This is a genomic window from Streptomyces sp. KL109B (assembly GCF_030766935.1).
Taxonomy (GTDB): Bacteria; Actinomycetota; Actinomycetes; order Streptomycetales; family Streptomycetaceae; genus Streptomyces.
In genome coordinates, this window is record NZ_JASERL010000002.1 from 729,318 (window position 1) to 744,681 (window position 15,364).

At 71.8% G+C, this 15,364-nt stretch carries 12 protein-coding genes and 1 pseudogene; 5 read left to right on the plus strand and 8 right to left on the minus strand.

The window, feature by feature from the left end; all coding sequences use genetic code 11:
- Nucleotides 1-44: 44 nt before the first annotated feature.
- Nucleotides 45-461, plus strand: a pseudogene (locus RBJ65_RS09080) (SRPBCC family protein); the annotation flags it as partial.
- A gap of 87 nt (nucleotides 462-548) precedes the next feature.
- Here the strand turns inward: RBJ65_RS09080 and RBJ65_RS09085 are convergent.
- Nucleotides 549-1,790: a glycoside hydrolase family 6 protein gene (locus tag RBJ65_RS09085; protein WP_306321543.1), complete on the minus strand. Its 1,242-nt coding sequence runs from the start codon at nucleotides 1,788-1,790 to the stop codon at nucleotides 549-551.
- A gap of 249 nt (nucleotides 1,791-2,039) precedes the next feature.
- Between RBJ65_RS09085 and RBJ65_RS09090 the strand changes: the two genes are divergently transcribed.
- Nucleotides 2,040-2,579 (plus strand): GNAT family N-acetyltransferase, encoded by a 540-nt coding sequence (locus RBJ65_RS09090; RefSeq protein WP_306321544.1) that lies wholly within the window; start codon nucleotides 2,040-2,042, stop codon nucleotides 2,577-2,579.
- A gap of 27 nt (nucleotides 2,580-2,606) precedes the next feature.
- On the opposite strand, the gene RBJ65_RS09095 is transcribed toward RBJ65_RS09090, so the two are convergent.
- From RBJ65_RS09095 to RBJ65_RS09120, 6 genes are all read right to left on the minus strand, one after another.
- Nucleotides 2,607-3,215, minus strand: a complete 609-nt coding sequence (locus RBJ65_RS09095) for a dihydrofolate reductase family protein (RefSeq protein WP_306321545.1) — start codon at nucleotides 3,213-3,215, stop codon at nucleotides 2,607-2,609.
- A gap of 298 nt (nucleotides 3,216-3,513) precedes the next feature.
- Nucleotides 3,514-4,668 (minus strand): XdhC/CoxI family protein, encoded by a 1,155-nt coding sequence (locus RBJ65_RS09100; RefSeq protein ID WP_306321546.1) that lies wholly within the window; start codon nucleotides 4,666-4,668, stop codon nucleotides 3,514-3,516.
- A 45-nt stretch (nucleotides 4,669-4,713) separates the two neighbouring features.
- Nucleotides 4,714-6,165, minus strand: coding sequence for an NCS2 family permease (locus tag RBJ65_RS09105; protein WP_306321547.1), 1,452 nt, complete (start codon nucleotides 6,163-6,165; stop codon nucleotides 4,714-4,716).
- Nucleotides 6,166-6,332: 167 nt separating this feature from the next.
- Nucleotides 6,333-8,726 carry a xanthine dehydrogenase family protein molybdopterin-binding subunit gene (locus tag RBJ65_RS09110; protein ID WP_306321548.1) on the minus strand — a complete coding sequence of 798 codons (2,394 nt, stop codon included), beginning with the start codon at nucleotides 8,724-8,726 and terminating at the stop codon, nucleotides 6,333-6,335.
- Nucleotides 8,727-8,731: 5 nt separating this feature from the next.
- Entirely contained in the window at nucleotides 8,732-9,310 is a 579-nt protein-coding gene (locus RBJ65_RS09115) for a (2Fe-2S)-binding protein (protein WP_306321549.1), read from the minus strand.
- The gene (locus RBJ65_RS09120) at nucleotides 9,310-10,200 is read right to left on the minus strand and encodes a xanthine dehydrogenase family protein subunit M (RefSeq protein WP_306321550.1); all 891 of its coding nucleotides are present in this window, start codon (nucleotides 10,198-10,200) and stop codon (nucleotides 9,310-9,312) included. The genes RBJ65_RS09115 and RBJ65_RS09120 overlap by 1 nt, the downstream gene beginning before the upstream one ends.
- A gap of 367 nt (nucleotides 10,201-10,567) precedes the next feature.
- Here RBJ65_RS09120 and RBJ65_RS09125 point away from each other — a divergent pair, with 367 nt between their 5' ends.
- Together RBJ65_RS09125 and RBJ65_RS09130 are read left to right on the plus strand one after the other, a co-directional pair.
- On the plus strand, nucleotides 10,568-12,307 hold the full coding sequence (locus RBJ65_RS09125) for a PucR family transcriptional regulator (protein ID WP_306321551.1): 1,740 nt from the start codon (nucleotides 10,568-10,570) through the stop codon (nucleotides 12,305-12,307).
- A gap of 164 nt (nucleotides 12,308-12,471) precedes the next feature.
- Nucleotides 12,472-13,248 (plus strand): hypothetical protein, encoded by a 777-nt coding sequence (locus tag RBJ65_RS09130; protein ID WP_306321552.1) that lies wholly within the window; start codon nucleotides 12,472-12,474, stop codon nucleotides 13,246-13,248.
- Nucleotides 13,249-13,551: 303 nt separating this feature from the next.
- Here the strand turns inward: RBJ65_RS09130 and RBJ65_RS09135 are convergent, their stop codons facing one another.
- Nucleotides 13,552-14,334, minus strand: coding sequence for a GntR family transcriptional regulator (locus RBJ65_RS09135; RefSeq protein ID WP_306321553.1), 783 nt, complete (start codon nucleotides 14,332-14,334; stop codon nucleotides 13,552-13,554).
- 137 nt (nucleotides 14,335-14,471) lie between these two features.
- Between RBJ65_RS09135 and RBJ65_RS09140 the strand changes: the two genes are divergently transcribed.
- Nucleotides 14,472-15,326, plus strand: coding sequence for a (2Fe-2S)-binding protein (locus RBJ65_RS09140; RefSeq protein ID WP_306321554.1), 855 nt, complete (start codon nucleotides 14,472-14,474; stop codon nucleotides 15,324-15,326).
- The last annotated feature ends 38 nt before the right edge of the window (nucleotides 15,327-15,364 follow it).

Genomic DNA, 15,364 nt, shown 5'->3' on the forward strand with positions numbered 1-15,364 from the left:
CCGTGGCGGCCCACCTCACCCGAACGTGTGCCTACCATCGCGACATGGCCGCCCATATCCACATCGTCCGTGACACACCTCTGCGCGCCCCCGAGGCGTGGCGGCGGCTGACCGACTGGGAGCGGCACGGTGACACCGTGCCGCTCACGCGCGTCACGGTGTCGACTCCGCCGCCGGACGCGGCGGGGACGGTGTTCGTGGCGCGCACCGGTGTCGGCCGGTGCGGTTTCGACGACCCGATGGAGGTCGTCGCCTGGCAGCCGCCGCGGCGCTGCCGGATGGAGAAGCGGGGCCGGGTCGTCACCGGCTGGGCCGAGTTCGAGGTGCGGGGGCTCGGCGGCGGGGGCTCGCGCGTCGAGTGGCGCGAGGAACTCCGGGTACGCGGGGTGCCCCGCGCCGCGGACCGGGTGGTCGCGGCGGCGGGGCGGTGGGTGTTCGGGCGGGCGGTGGACGGGTTGTTGGCGGATGCCGACGCCGATACCGATACCGATGCCGATGCCGATGCCGATACCGCGGATCCGGTCACCGATGAGGAGCGGCCGAGCGGGTCAGTTCCCGGGCAGTAGCGGCGGGTTGGCGTATCTGGCCAGTTCCAGCGCCTGCTGCGGGAACCAGTCGCCCGCCTTCGGGTCGACCGTGCCGCGCTCCGGGTCCTGCGGGCCCTCGGTGCCGCGCAGGCACAGCCCGTCCGACTCCCCCGGCGTCTTGATCCACAGGCGGGCGTCCTGGAGGGGGTCACCGGTGCGCAGGGTGGGGCGGGCGCCGAGGCCGCGGTCCGGCGGATTGCACCAGTCCTGGGCGTCGGTGTACTTGCCCGGGGGCGGGGTCCAGGGGCCCTGACCGTTGCGGCTGGAGTCGGTCACGAAGTGCGCCATGCGGTCGGCCGGGGTGTGCACGTTCGCCTCGATCCAGGCCTGGGCGTCGGCGCGCGGCGTCGACTGGTTCGGGCAGTCGCCGACGTCGCCGTGGGACTCCTCCACGTACGCGATGCACGACGAAATGAGCTTGCCGTACCAGGAGTTGGCGTCGTCGGTCTGATAGTTGGAGGCGTTGGTGTAGAACCCGGCGGCCTTGTCGACGCCGCCCTTGATGAGGCGCGGCACGATGGAGTTGACGCTGTGCCAGGCGGGGTGGCCGGTGTCGAGGTAGACGCGGACGCCGGACAGCGGCTCAAGGTGGTCGACGGCGTAATTGACCTCGTCGTACCGGGCGGCGGTCTTCGTCCCCTCGGCGTCGTCCTGACCGCAGTCGGCCGGGAGCAGGGCGAGCGCGTCGGGTTCGAGGACGACCATGGCGTCGACGTCGCGGGCGCCGATGCCGCGGGCGACGGCGTCGATCCAGGCCTGGTACTCGGCGGTGTTGGCGGCGCCGCCTGCCGAGTAGTTGGAGCAGTCGCGGCCTGGGATGTTGTAGAGCGCGAACACGGGGACGGCGTCGCGGCGGTCGGCGTCCACCACGACGTCCCGCGTGAGCTTCTCCACCTCCGCCGGCGTCTGGTCACCGAACCAGACGGCCTGCGGCGTGGCGACCATCGCGGCGACGCGGGCGGCGTCCCGGTACTGGCCCCCCTTGACGAGCCCCGCGACCTGGCGGACGGCGTCGGGATTGGGCTCGGGGGTGTAGAGCCTGGGCCCGCGCCCGGCGGTTTCTGTCGCTGCGACGGCACCCGTCGGCTTCTCGTGCTCGGCACCGATGGCGTGCGGCGCGCCGGTGAGCATCCCGGCGCACACGAGGGCGAGTGCGGCGATCGCTGTACGGGGCTGTGGAGCGCGTCTGAAAGGTCTTCGCACGGTGACTCCCGGGGGTCCGGTCGGTCGGACAGGGGCGGCGGATCGGCCTTGCGGAGCGCCCCCACACAACGGCGCGGGAGCGCTCCCACAGCCTCGGGGGCCTCCCCCGCGCCGTCAAGTACGGTGCACGCGCCTCTTGTTGGTGTTGGTATTGATGTTGATGCTGGTGTTGATGTTGGTGGGCAGCCGAGCGGCTGAGCGGCCGCGCAAGTCTTGATGCCTGCCGAGCCCGCTGATTGGCTGGTCCGCATGACTGACCTCGGCCCCGTCGCCTGGCCGCCCGCACCGATCAGGACCGCGAGGCTCGTGCTCCGCGGGCCAGAGGCCCGGGACCGTGCGACGTTCATCGAGTTGCTGGCATCGCCGGATGTGCACCGCTACCTCGGTGGACCGCGCCCGCGTAACGAACTTGAGCGCGGGCTGCCCGAAGTGCCCGAGCGGTGGCCCGGAAGCTTCGTCGTCGAACTCGACGGGGCGATGATCGGTCACATTCTGCTGAGGAGAGCATCGGAGCACCATCGCCCGGCTGCCGCGGGAAAGGCCGATCTCGGCTACCTGTTCCTGCCGCGGGCGTGGGGATTCGGGTATGCCGCCGAATCGTGCGCGGCGGCACTGGACTGGCTCGACGGCGTCCTTCCCGGTGAGCCGGTGGTGCTCGCCACACAGACCGCCAACGTCGGTTCGATGCGCCTCGCGGCGAAGCTGGGATTCGTGGAAGTGGAGCGGTTCCGGGCCTGGGACGCCGACCAGTGGCTCGGCCTGCGGGCACCGGCGGTGCGCTCCGCTTGAGGTGGCGCTCGGCGGACGGGGTGACGGTCACGCAGGGGCGCCGAGCGGTGGGTGGTCGGGTACGCGGGGCTTGTACTCGACCAGTTGGATGCGGCCGTCGAAGGTGCGGTGGTCGGTCATTTCGAGGGCGACGTCCGGATAGCCGTCGTAGATGCGCTCCTCGCCCGTGGCCCCGGTGATCACCGGGAACATCACGACCCGGAAGCGGTCGACGAGTCCGGCCCGCAGCAGGGACCGGCACAGGCTGAGGCTGCCGATCGTGCTGAGGAGCCCCGAGCCGCCGCTCGACTTCATGGCGCGGACCGTCTCGACGGCGTCGTCGCGGACGAGCGTGGAGTTGGGCCACGTCAGCGGGTCCTTGAGCGAGGAGGAGAACACCACCTTGGGCGCTTGCGTGAGTCCGTCGACGGACGCCTCTTCCTCGGGCCTGAACTCGTCCTGGCCAGGCGGGACCTCGCCTGCGGCGAAGCTCGACATCAGGCGGTAGGTGTTCGCTCCCATCAGGTGGGTGGCCGCGGGCTGCTCTTCGAGCCATGCGAGGTACTCCGGGCCTTCGAGGCCCCAGAAGCCGGGCCAGCCCTCGCCCGAGGCGTAGCCGTCGAGGGAGGTGATGAAGTCGACGAGAAGCTCTGGCATGGCGGTGGCCTTTCCGTGGGGTGTCATGAGCTTGGACCGGCTGAGAGCGGCGAACTCATCGACCGGTGTCCGTTCCCACGCCGCGGGGCTCCGCCCCGGACCCCGCGCCTCAAGCGCCGGCGGGGCTGGAAAAGACATGGGGCTCCGCCCCGGGCCCCGCGCCTCAAATGTCGGCGGGGCTCCAAAAGATATGGGGCTCTGCCCCATACCCCGCGGGCTATCGTCCGACGGCGGGGCTTGATCTGGTCACCCGTCGCTGGAGCTCGACTGGCTCACCCTCCGCAAGGGCTTGATCGCCTCACGCCACCACCCCGATCCGCCGCGCCACCCCCGGCTCATGGTGGATCGGCGTGTGCGCGCCCGTCAGGGACACCCCCGTGCCGCCCCGCCGGTTCGCCACGATCTCCGAGGCGATGGAGAGCGCCACCTCCTCCGGCGTACGGGCGCCCAGGTCGAGGCCGATCGGGGAGCGGAGGCGGGCCAACTCCAGGTCTGTTACGCCGACTTCGCGCAGGCGCTCGTTACGGTCCAGGTGGGTGCGGCGTGAGCCCATGGCGCCCACGTAGGCGACCGGGAGGCGCAGCGCGAGCTGGAGCAATGGCACGTCGAACTTGGCGTCGTGGGTGAGGACGCACAGGACCGTGCGGCCGTCGAGCTCGGGCTCCACGCGCTCCAGGTACTTGTGCGGCCACTCGACCAGCACCTCGTCCGCCTCGGGGAACCGCGCCGCCGTCGCGAACACCGGCCGCGCGTCGCACACCGTGACCCGGTAGCCGAGGAATTTGCCCATCCGTACCAGCGCCGACGCGAAGTCGATCGCGCCGAATACGATCATCCGCGGCGGCGGGACCGACGACTCGACCAGCACCGTGAGCGGCGCGCCGCAGCGCGAGCCCGCCTCTCCGATCTCCAACGTCCCCGTACGCCCCGCGTCGAGGAAGGCCGCCGCCTCCCCCGCCACGGTGCGGTCCAGCTCCGGGTGGCCCCCGAACCCGCCTTCGTACGAGCCGTCGGGGCGCACGAGCACCGCCCGCCCCATCAGGTCCGCGGGCCCGGACACGATCCGCGCCAGCGCCGCCGCCTCCCCCGTCGCGGCGGCGCCGAGCGCGGTCGCGAGCACGCTGCGTACAGCCGTATCAGACGCCCGTACAGGAGTGACCAGGATGTCGATGACGCCGCCGCACGTGAGGCCCACGGCGAAGGCGTCGTCGTCGCTGTACCCAAAGCGCTCCAGCACGGACTCCCCGGATTCCAGGGCCTGCCCGCACAGTTCGTAGACCGCGCCCTCCACACATCCGCCGGAGACCGAGCCGATCGCGACGCCCTCGCGGTCGACGGCGAGCGCCGCGCCCGGCTGCCGGGGCGCGCTGCCGCCGACGGCCACCACGGTGGCCACGGCGAAGTCGCGTCCCTGCTCGACCCACCGGTGCAACTCTTCGGCGATGTCCAGCATGTCTCGGTCTCCTTAACGGTTCAGGGAACGGTCCGGCCGGCAGGGCTACTTGACGCCCATCCAGCTCTCGATCGGGTGCAGGCCGAAGTACACGAGGAACACCAGCGTCAGCACCCACATGAACGCGCCGACCTCGCGGAACTTCCCCTGCGCCGCCTTGATCGCCGCGTAGGCGATGACGCCCGCGCCGACACCGGCCGTGATCGAGTACGTGAACGGCATCAGCGCCACGGTCAGGAACACCGGCACCGCCACGGCCCGGTCGGACCAGTCGACGTGCCGCGCGTTCTGCATCATCATCGCGCCGATGACGACGAGCGCGGCGGCCGCCACCTGCCCCGGCACGATCTGCGCGAGCGGCGTGAAGAACAGGCCGAGGGCGAAGAGGAAGCCGGTCACCACCGACGAGAGGCCCGTGCGCGCCCCCTCGCCGACGCCCGTCGCGGACTCGATGAAGACGGTCTGGCCCGACGCGCCCGCCACACCGCCGATCGCGCCGCCCGCGCCGTCGATGAACAGCGCCTTGGACAGGCCTGGCATGCGGCCCTTGTCGTCGGCCAGCTTGGCTTCCGTGCCGACACCGATGATCGTGGCCATCGCGTCGAAGAAGCCCGCCAGGACGAGCGTGAAGACGATCATGCCGACCGTCATCCCGCCGATGGAGTCCCAGCCGCCGAACTCGACATGGCCGAAGAGCGAGAAGTCGGGCATCGACACCGCGCTGCCGGTCAGCTCGGGCGGGCTGCCGCCCCACACCTTCGGGCTGAGGTCGAAGACCGCGTTGACGATGACCGCGAGGATCGTGCCGACGACGATGCCGATGAGGATCGCGCCGGGGATGTTGCGGGCCTGGAGCATGAAGATCAGGAGGAGGGTGACGGCGAAGAGCAGGACCGGCCAGCCCTTCAGCTGTCCGCCCGTGCCCAGCGTCACCGGGTCGCCCTTGCCGACGAACCCGGCGTTGACCAGGCCGATCAGCGCGATGAACATGCCGATGCCGATGGTGATGCCGTGCTTCAGGGCCAGCGGGATCGCGTTCATGATGATCTCGCGCAGCCCGGTGACGACGAGCAGCACGATCACCACGCCGTACATCACACACATGCCCATGGCCTGCGGCCACGTCATGTTGGGCGCGACCTGCGTGGCGAGCACGCCGGACACGGACAGGCCCGCGGCGAGCGCCAGCGGCACCTTGCCGAGGAAGCCCATAAGGAGGGTGCAGACGGCGGCGGCGAGCGCGGTCGCGGTGATCAGGCCCGCGTGGCTGAGCTTGTTGCCCGCGGCGTCGGGGCCGCCGAGCAGCAGGGGGTTGAGCAGGAGGATGTAACACATCGCCATGAAGGTGGTGATGCCGCCGCGCACCTCGCGCGCGAACGTCGATCCTCTGTCGGATATGTGGAAGTAACGGTCGAGCCAAGACCTGCCGGCCGGCTGACGCGAGCCCTCGCCCGCGTCGTCGGCGGTGGTCTTCGGCTCCACGGACTGCTGGGCCATGGTGCCTCGTTTCCCAAGGTTCATAGGGGCACCCGTGAACTCGTCGGCGACGCACGGGTTTTGGGACGGAGCTGCACGACCCGGGGGACGGCCCGAGACGCAGTTGGTACGGGGCGGGGTGCCGGCCACTCCCAAGGGACCAGCCGGCACCCCGCGGGGAGGCGGGACTAGGCCTGAGGGGCCGTTCCCGTGAGGTGCTCGGGCCGCACCGGGGTGCGGTCGAGCTCCAGACCCGTCGCGTTCCGAATGGCCGCGAGAACGGCCGGAGTCGACGACAGGGTCGGTGCCTCACCGATGCCGCGCAGCCCGTACGGGGCGTGGTCGTCGGCGAGTTCGAGCACGTCGACCGGGATGGTCGGCGTGTCGAGAATCGTGGGGATCAGGTAGTCGGTGAAGGAGGGGTTCCTGACCTTCGCCGTCTTCGGGTCGACGACGATCTCCTCCATCACGGCGACGCCGAGTCCCTGCGTGGTGCCGCCCTGGATCTGGCCGATCACGGACAGCGGGTTGAGCGCCTTGCCGACGTCCTGCGCGCAGGCCAGCTCGACGACCTTGACCAGGCCGAGTTCGGTGTCGACCTCGACGACGGCGCGGTGCGCGGCGAAGGAGTACTGGACGTGGCCGTTGCCCTGGCCTGTGCGCAGGTCGAAGGCCTCGGTGGGGCGGTGCCGCCACTCCTCCTCGACCTCGACCGTCTCGCCTTCGAGCACCTCGGCCAGGTCGGCCAGGACCTCGCCGCCGTCGGTGACGACCTTGCCGCCCTCCAGGAGGAGTTCGGCGGTGGCCCACGCCGGGTGGTACGTGCCCATCTTGCGGCGGCCGATGTCGAGGACCTTCTCGCGGACGAGCTCGCAGGCGTTCTTGACGGCGCCCCCGGTGACGTACGTCTGGCGGGACGCGGACGTCGAACCGGCCGAGCCCACCTGCGTGTCGGCCGGGTGGATGGTCACCTGCGTGACACCCAGCTCGGTGCGCGCGATCTGCGCGTGCACGGTGACGCCGCCCTGGCCGACCTCGGCCATCGCGGTGTGCACGGTCGCGACCGGCTCGCCGCCGACAACTTCCATACGCACACGGGCAGTTGAGTAGTCGTCGAAGCCTTCGGAGAAGCCGACGTTCTTGATGCCGACCGCGTAGCCGACGCCTCGTACGACGCCCTCGCCGTGCGTGGTGTTGGACAGGCCGCCGGGCAGGGCTCGCACGTCGGCGCCCTCGCTCGACTCCCACTGGCGCTCCAGCGGCATCGGCATCGCCTTGACGCGGCGCAGCAGTTCGGCGACCGGGGCCGGGGAGTCGACGGGCTGGCCCGTCGGCATGATCGTGCCCTGCTCCATGGCGTTGAGCTGCCGGAACTCGACCCGGTCCATGCCCAACTTGTCGGCCAGCTTGTCCATTTGGGCCTCGTACGCGAAGCACGCCTGGACCGCGCCGAAGCCGCGCATGGCGCCGCAGGGCGGGTTGTTGGAGTAGAGCGCGATGGCCTCGATGTCGACGTCGTCGAGCACGTACGGGCCGACGGCGAGGGACGAGGCGTTGCCGACGACGGCCGGGGAGGCCGAGGCGTAGGCGCCGCCGTCCAGGACGATGCGGCACTTCATGTGCGTGAGCTTGCCGTCCTTCGTCGCCCCGTGCTCGTAGTAAAGCTTCGCGGGGTGGCGGTGGACGTGGCCGAAGAAGGACTCGAAGCGGTTGTAGACGATCTTGACGGGCTTACCGGTGCGCAGCGCGAGCAGGCACGCGTGGATCTGCATCGACAGGTCCTCGCGGCCGCCGAAGGCGCCGCCGACGCCGGAGAGCGTCATCCGCACCTTGTCCTCGGGCAGGCCGAGGACCGGGGCGATCTGCCCGAGGTCGGAGTGCAGCCACTGGGTGGCGACGTAGAGGTCGACGCCGCCGTCCTCGGCGGGCACGGCGAGGCCGGACTCGGGGCCGAGGAAGGCCTGGTCCTGCATGCCGAAGGTGTACTCGCCCTTGACGACGAAGTCGGCCTTCTTGGCGGCCTCTTCGGCGTTTCCGCGGATGATCGGCTGGCGGTGCACGATGTTCGGGTGCGGGACGTGGCCCGCGTGGTGGTCGGTGCGGCCCTCGTGGACGAGGACGGCGTCGGGCGCGGTCGCGGAGGCCTCGTCGGTGACGACGGGCAGCTCGCGGTACTCCACCTTGATCTTCGCGGCGGCGCGGCGCGCGGTCTCCGGGTGGTCGGCCGCGATACAGGCGACGGGCTCGCCGTGGTGGCGGACCTTGCCGTGCGCGAGGACGGGCGTGTCCTTGATTTCGAGCCCGTAGTTCTTCATCGCGGCGGGGAGGTCGTCGTACGTAAGTACCGCGTAGACACCGGGAGTTGCGATCGCCTCGGCCGTGTCGATGGACACGATCTCGGCGTGCGCGACGGTGGAGCGCAGGATGTGGCCCCACAGCATGTCCTCGTGCCACATGTCGGACGAGTACGCGAACTCGCCGGTGACCTTGAGGGTGCCGTCGGGGCGGAGCGTGGACTCGCCGATGCCGCCCTTGGTCTGCGACCCCTGGGTGACCTTTCCGGGGATTCCTGTCGTACCCATGTTGCTCAGACTCCCTCGGGCGTCGACTGCCGCGCGGCGGCGAGCCGTACGGCGTCCATGATCTTCTCGTAGCCGGTGCAGCGGCAGAGGTTCCCGGACAGCGCCTCGCGGATGTCCGCGTCGGACGGCGTCGGGTTCTGCTCCAGCATCTCGTCGGCCGCGACGAGCAGTCCGGGCGTGCAGAAGCCGCACTGGACGGCGCCCGCGTCGATGAACGCCTGCTGGATCGGGGCGAGTTCGCCGCCCTCGCCGGTCTGCGAGTCGGTGCCCTTCGCCGACCAGCCCTGCGCGTCCTGAAGCGTCGTACCTTGTGAACCGCCGCTACAGCTACGGGACTTGGCGTGGTCGGCGAGCCCCTCGACGGTGACGACCTCGCGGCCCTCGACCTGCCCGGCGGCGACGAGACACGAACACACCGGGACCCCGTCGAGCCGGACGGTGCAGGATCCGCACTCGCCCTGCTCGCACGCGTTCTTCGAACCCGGAAGCCCCATCCGCTCGCGCAGCACGTACAGCAGGGACTCGCCCTCCCACACGTCGTCGGCTTCCTGCTTACGGCCGTTGACCGTGAAATTGACGCGCATTACGCGACTCCCTCCGTACGAATGCCGGTGCCCCGGTACGACTCCCAGGCCCAGGTCAGCGTGCGGCGCGCCATGACACCCACCGCGTGCCGGCGGTACGAGGCGGTGCCCCGCACGTCGTCGATCGGGTTGCAGGCGCCGGAGCACAGCGCGGCGAACTGCTTGGCCACCGACGGGGCGATGATCTTGCCGTTGTCCCAGAACCCGCCTTCTTCCAAAGCGGAGTTGAGGAATTCCTCGGCCTCCTTGGCGCGGATCGGGGTGGGCGCCGCCGAGCCGATTCCGGTGCGCACGGTGCGGGTCTCGGGGTGCAGGGCGAGGCCGAAGGCGCACACGGCGATCACCATCGCGTTGCGCGTGCCGACCTTGGAGAACTGCTGCGGCCCGGTCGCCTTGGGCAGGTGCACGGCGCGGATCAGCTCGTCCTCGGCGAGAGCGTTGCGCTTGACCCCCGTATAGAACTCGTCGATGGGGATGCGGCGTTCGCCACGCACCGAAGCCACCTCGACCTCGGCGCCGGAGGCGAGCAGCGCCGGGTGGGCGTCGCCGGCCGGGGAGGCGGTGCCGAGGTTGCCGCCGACGCCGCCGCGGTTGCGGATCTGCGGGGACGCGACGGTGTGCGAGGCGAGCGCGAGGCCCGGCAGTTCGCCGCGCAGGTGCTCCATGATCTGGCTGTACGGGACGGAGGCGCCGAGCCGGATGCCGCCCTCGCTCGCCTCCCACTCGCTCAGCTCACCGATGCGGTTGAGGTCGAGCAGGTACTCGGGGCGCCGGTGGTCGAAGTTGATCTCGACCATGACATCGGTGCCACCTGCGATCGGCACTGCTGTGGGGTGCTCGGCCTTCGCGGCGAGCGCCTCCTCCCAGCTGCCGGGGCGAAGGAAGTCCATGACGGCTCTCTTCTCCGTGAGGTTCGTGATCGGGCAGGGATCGTGCGTGGTGCGTACGTGGTTCGTGCGTCGTGTCGTGCGGGGTCGATGCGAGACGTTCGAGCCACGGGACGTGCGGATCACAGGGGCTCGTTCATGTGCTGTTCACGCTTCTGTTCACGCGGAGTGATGCCAGTACACCCCCTGTGCTCCGGCAGTGTCAGTCACGGAAAACATGAACGCGTTGGCTGGCCCGCATGGGTGTCTTGTAGATTCGTATGAACGGGCGGCATCAGTGACCTCACCGTTTTCCCCGGGAACCCCAGGCCACAGGTCCATGGGCTTCCACTTAGGCACGACTTCGAGACAGATCGGCGGCGACGAACACATGCGGCTGCGCGCATTGCTGGACACGGACGCGCTGGGCCTCAGGCTCCTCGGCGGCGAGGAGGAGCTCGACCGCACGGTCCGCGGCGTGATGACGACGGACCTGCGGGACCCCAGCCGCTATCTGTCCGGCGGCGAACTGGTCCTCACGGGCCTGGCCTGGCACCGCGAGCCGGCCGACTCGGAGCCGTTCGCCCGGCTGATGGCGGCGGCGGGCGTCGCGGCGGTCGCCGCGGGCACCGCCGAGTTCGGCTACGTCCCCGAGGACTTCGTCGAGGCGTGCGCGCGGCACCGCGTCCCGCTGTTCTCGGTGGCGCAGTCGGTGGCGTTCGGGACGATCACCGAGCATGTCGTACGTCAGGTGTCCGGCGAGCGCGCCGGGGACCTCGCGGCGGTCGTCGACAGGCACCGGCGCCTGATGACCTCGGGGCCCGCGGGCGGCGGCCCGGACGTCGTCCTCGACCTGCTGGGCAGCGACCTCGACCTGCGGGCATGGGTGCTGTCCCCGACCGGGCGGGCGATCGCCGGTTCGGCGGCGGCCGGGCCGGAGCCCTCCGCCGAGATCCGTACGCGGCTGGCGGCCGAGCATCTGGCGGCGCTGCGCACGGGGCGGCGCGCCCCGCACCGGGTGACGGTGGAGGGCGTCACGTACTCCCTCTTCCCGATCGCGTCGGCGCCGAAGGAGACGGCGCCCGCCGCCGCGTCGGACACCCGGGAGAGCGTGCTCGCGGACTGGCTGCTCGCCGTCGAGGCGGACGCGGGCGACTGGCCGGAGGAGCGGCTCGACCTGCTGCAGGGCGTCACGCAGCTGATCTCGGTGGAGCGGGAGCGGCGGGACGCGGCGCGCACGGTGCGGCGGCGGCTCGCGCAGGAGGTCCTGGAGCTGGTGCAGGCGGGCGCGGCCCCCGCGGAGATCGCGGCGCGCCTTCGGGTCGCGGCGCCTGTGCTGCTGCCGGGGCTCGGCGCGGCGCCGCACTGGCAGGTGGTCGTGGCGCGCGTCGAGTGGGAGGGCACGAACGCCACCAAGGGCGAGAGCGGCGCGAAGGCCGAGGGCGGCGGCGCGAAGGGCGAGGGCGGCGCGCTGGCCCAGTCCCTCCTGGAGGAAATCCTCATCGACCCGGAGTCCGGCGCCCGCCCGGACGCCGCCGAGCCCTCCGACCGGATCGCCGTGGCGCACACGGGCGACGAGGCGATCGCACTGGTCCCGCTGCCCGCGGTGGCCGCGGAACACGACGGCTCGGAACAGGGCCTGCTCGCGGACACGCTCCTCACGGCCGTACGCGAACCCCTCGCGGCCGGCCTCGCCGACGACGGGCGCCTGACGATCGGCGTGAGCGCGGCCGTGCACTCGGCGGAGGGGCTGCGCGGCGCCCTGGAGGAGGCGCGGCACGCGCGGCGCGTGGCGGCGGCCCGGACGGGCACGGTCTGCGCTGCGGGCCACCAGGAACTGGCCTCGCACGTCCTGCTCCTCCCGTTCGTCCCCGACGACGTACGCCGCGCCTTCACGGCCCGCCTCCTCGACCCGCTTCGTGATTACGACCACAAGCACCGCGCGGAGCTGATCGCGACGCTTGAGGCGTTCCTCGACTGCGACGGTTCGTGGACCCGGTGCGCGTCCCGGCTGCACCTGCACGTGAACACGTTGCGGTACCGCGTCGGCCGGATCGAGCAGCTGACGGGGCGTGATCTCTCGCGCCTGGAAGACAAGTTGGACTTCTTCCTGGCGTTGCGCATGAGCTGAGCGCATGAGCCGAGCGCACGAGCCGAGCCCTTAGCGATCTTGGGAGCGCTTGGGAACCCCAACCCTTTGTGAAATCTTTCACCCACCCCCTTGGCCGGGCACCTTGATCCGTGCTGAGATGCCCCACGGCAAACTCGGCTCGATGGCGTGCTCGGGAGGGCAATGTGGCGCATACCGCCATGTCTGGTACCGGAACGAACGCAGGGGACGATCCACTCCAGACCGCGGTATGGCGGCTGCGTTCGCGCGGCTGCTGGGCCGACGCGGCGGCGCTGCTCGACCATCATGCGGAGGCGGACGCGGGAGCGGCGTTGCAGCGGGCGGCACTGCTTGTGGAGCGCTGCTTGTACACGGAGCGGGGCTGGGCGGAGGCGGAAGACGCGCTGCGCGCGGCGGAAGCGCTCGCCCATACGGACGAGGAACGCGGCGCGGCGGCCTGCGAACGCGGCCAACTCGCCTACGCGGCAACTTTGTTGAAGGTCCGCGACCGCTCCGACGAGGCCCGCTCGGCCTTCGGCCGCGCGGCGGCGCTGATCGCCCCGGGGGCCTCGGCGCGCGCGCTGCTCGACTTCCGCCGCGGCCTGATGTCGGAGAACCTGGCCGACTCGCCACAAGCGGCCCGCGCGGCCTACCGGCGGGCCCACGCGGGCGCCACCGCCCACGCCGACCCGCTCCTCTTGTCCTTCACCTGGCGCCACCTCGCCGGACTCGCCCTGCGCGAGGGCGAGTTGACGGAGGCCCGGCACGGCTTCTCCGAGTCCCTGCGCCTGCGCGAAGAACTCGGCTACCTCGTCGGCACGGCCCCCGCCCTCGCCTCCCTCGCCGAGGCCGAACCCGACCCCGACACGAAGTCGCGCCTGCGAGCGGAGGCGGGCCGCCTGTTCCGGCTCCTCGACGGTGTGCCGGTGTGGTTGGCCGGTGTCCTACCAGCGGCGGCGTAACCCTCTACTTCCCGTTGCGCGGCACCGTGCGCCGCCTTGCCCACCCTGCCGCCCAAGGCGGCAGATTGCCCAAGGCGGTTGCGGCACCCCGTGAGGCCGACGCCCCCCGGAGGGGGCGGGTGGTGGGAGAGGGGCGGGGTGACAGCCCTTGGCGGTGGCGCTCGGTCACCACGGGTGGGCCAATCAAGCCCCGCCGGCGCTTGAGGCGCGGGGTCCGGGGCGGAGCCCCGATCCTTCCAGCCCCGCCGGCGTTTGAGGCGCGGGGTCCGGGGCGGAGCCCCGGGGCGTGGGGACGGGCGGCCGTCAACCCGCGATGTGCTCCTGCACCAAGAGGCTCACCGCACCACAGTCCTGCGCCTCCAACGCATCCAGCAACGCCCCGTGCTGCACCGCATCCACCGCGAGATCAGCCATCGCCCACCCCACCTGCCGGTGCAGATCGTCCGCGACACGTATCACCTGGTCATTGCCGGCGAACGCCAGAACGGCCCGGTGGAAGGCACGATCCGCCTCCGCGTACCCGGCCCGGTCCCCCGCGGCGGCAGCCGCGGCCGTCGCCCGCACCAACGGCCGCAACTCGGCCCACCGCGCCGGCGCCACCGTCCGCGCGAGCCGCGTCACCACCGGCACCTCCACCAACGCCCGCACCTCCGCGAGCTCCGCGAGCTCCCGCTCGGAGCGCCGCGTCACCCGGAACCCCCGGTTGGGTACGACCTCGACCGCGCCCTCCCGCGCGAGCTGCTGCATCGCCTCGCGCACCGGCGTCGCCGACACCCCGAACCGCTCCCCGAGCACCGGCCCGGAGTACACCTCACCGGGCACCAGCTCCCCGGAGACCAGCGCGGCGCGCAACGCGTCAAGGACCTGCCCCCGCACCGACGTCCGCTCGACGGCCCCCCGCGCGGCGACCCGCGGTGCGGGCGGTTCACTATGGGTGTGCTCGCCGCGGCTCTGCTCGGGAACGGCCCCGACCCCGGCCCCGGGAACACCGGACCGCGGCACCCACGCCGACGCCGTCCGCTGCTCCGGCACTCCGACGGAGGAACCGCGCGCCTCGCGTGGTCTCGTCCGCTCCACCCCGGTCATCCCGTTCGCCGCCGTTCCTTGCCGTTTGTCCGAAGCTCAACGACGAACGATAGAGGGCCACGCCGACAGTTCAAACCCCACCTCGTTCGGGTAAGGTAAGGCTTACCTGTAAACGATCGTGAATCGGCGGCCCCCGCATGCCCCTCACCACGTCGGCGCTCGGCGCGCCTCCCAGCGCGGTCTCGGCCGCGTACGCCCGCCTCAACGAGGTGTTCCCGGGCCTGCGCGTCATCGAGGTGCCCGCGGGCGAGGCGCTGCCCGAGGGCGCCGGATGGGTGCGCACGGAGCAGCTCGCCGAGGGCGGCGCCGCGCTCGACGCCTTCCTCGCGTGGGACAACGCACAGATCCTGAAGGACTACGGCACCCACGCCCGCCCCGACGTCATCGCCAGCTTCGGCCTGCACCGCTACGCCTGGCCCGCCTGCCTGCTCATCACGATCCCCTGGTTCCTGCACCGCCGCGTGCCCCGCTTCCCGTCCTCCGGCGTCGCCTTCCAGCGCACGCTCGGCCGCCTCGCGGTCCACGTCACCGAGTTCGCCTGCCTCCCCGGCGACCCGGCGGCGGGGCGCCCCGGCGCCCGCGTCGTCCCCGACGAGGAGGCCCTGCGCGCCGAGGTCCGCGCGGCCGTCGCCGAACACCTCCAGCCGGTCCTGACCGGTTTCGGCCCGCGGATGCGGCGCGGCCCGCGCGCCCTGTGGGGCATGGCGACGGACGAGATCGTCGAGGGCCTCTGGTACCTGGGCCATCTGCTCGGCGACGAGCGCCGCGCCATGACCGACCTGGAGGCACTGCTCCCCGGGTCCACGAAGCCGTACGTCGGGAAGGCCGCGTTCCGCGAACTGACCGGCCCCGACGGGGAGTCGCTGCCCACGCGCGACCGCGCGAGCTGCTGCATGTTCTACACGCTGCGCCCCGAGGACACCTGCGTGACCTGCCCGCGCACCTGCGACGCGGACCGCATCGCGAAGCTCACCGCGACCACCGCGGCCTGAACCACCCTTTCGGGTGAGGTAATTCGAACTCAACTCCC

Excerpts from the sequence above, each read along its gene's own strand:
- RBJ65_RS09090 (WP_306321544.1), top strand. The coding sequence starts at position 2,040 with ATGACTGACCTCGGCCCCGTCGCCTGGCCGCCCGCACCGATCAGGACC.
- RBJ65_RS09095 (WP_306321545.1), bottom strand. The coding sequence starts at position 3,215 with ATGCCAGAGCTTCTCGTCGACTTCATCACCTCCCTCGACGGCTACGCC.
- RBJ65_RS09100 (WP_306321546.1), bottom strand. The coding sequence starts at position 4,668 with ATGCTGGACATCGCCGAAGAGTTGCACCGGTGGGTCGAGCAGGGACGC.
- RBJ65_RS09105 (WP_306321547.1), bottom strand. The coding sequence starts at position 6,165 with ATGGCCCAGCAGTCCGTGGAGCCGAAGACCACCGCCGACGACGCGGGC.
- RBJ65_RS09110 (WP_306321548.1), bottom strand. The coding sequence starts at position 8,726 with ATGGGTACGACAGGAATCCCCGGAAAGGTCACCCAGGGGTCGCAGACC.
- RBJ65_RS09115 (WP_306321549.1), bottom strand. The coding sequence starts at position 9,310 with ATGCGCGTCAATTTCACGGTCAACGGCCGTAAGCAGGAAGCCGACGAC.
- RBJ65_RS09120 (WP_306321550.1), bottom strand. The coding sequence starts at position 10,200 with ATGGACTTCCTTCGCCCCGGCAGCTGGGAGGAGGCGCTCGCCGCGAAG.
- RBJ65_RS09125 (WP_306321551.1), top strand. The coding sequence starts at position 10,568 with ATGCGGCTGCGCGCATTGCTGGACACGGACGCGCTGGGCCTCAGGCTC.
- RBJ65_RS09135 (WP_306321553.1), bottom strand. The coding sequence starts at position 14,334 with ATGACCGGGGTGGAGCGGACGAGACCACGCGAGGCGCGCGGTTCCTCC.
- RBJ65_RS09140 (WP_306321554.1), top strand. The coding sequence starts at position 14,472 with ATGCCCCTCACCACGTCGGCGCTCGGCGCGCCTCCCAGCGCGGTCTCG.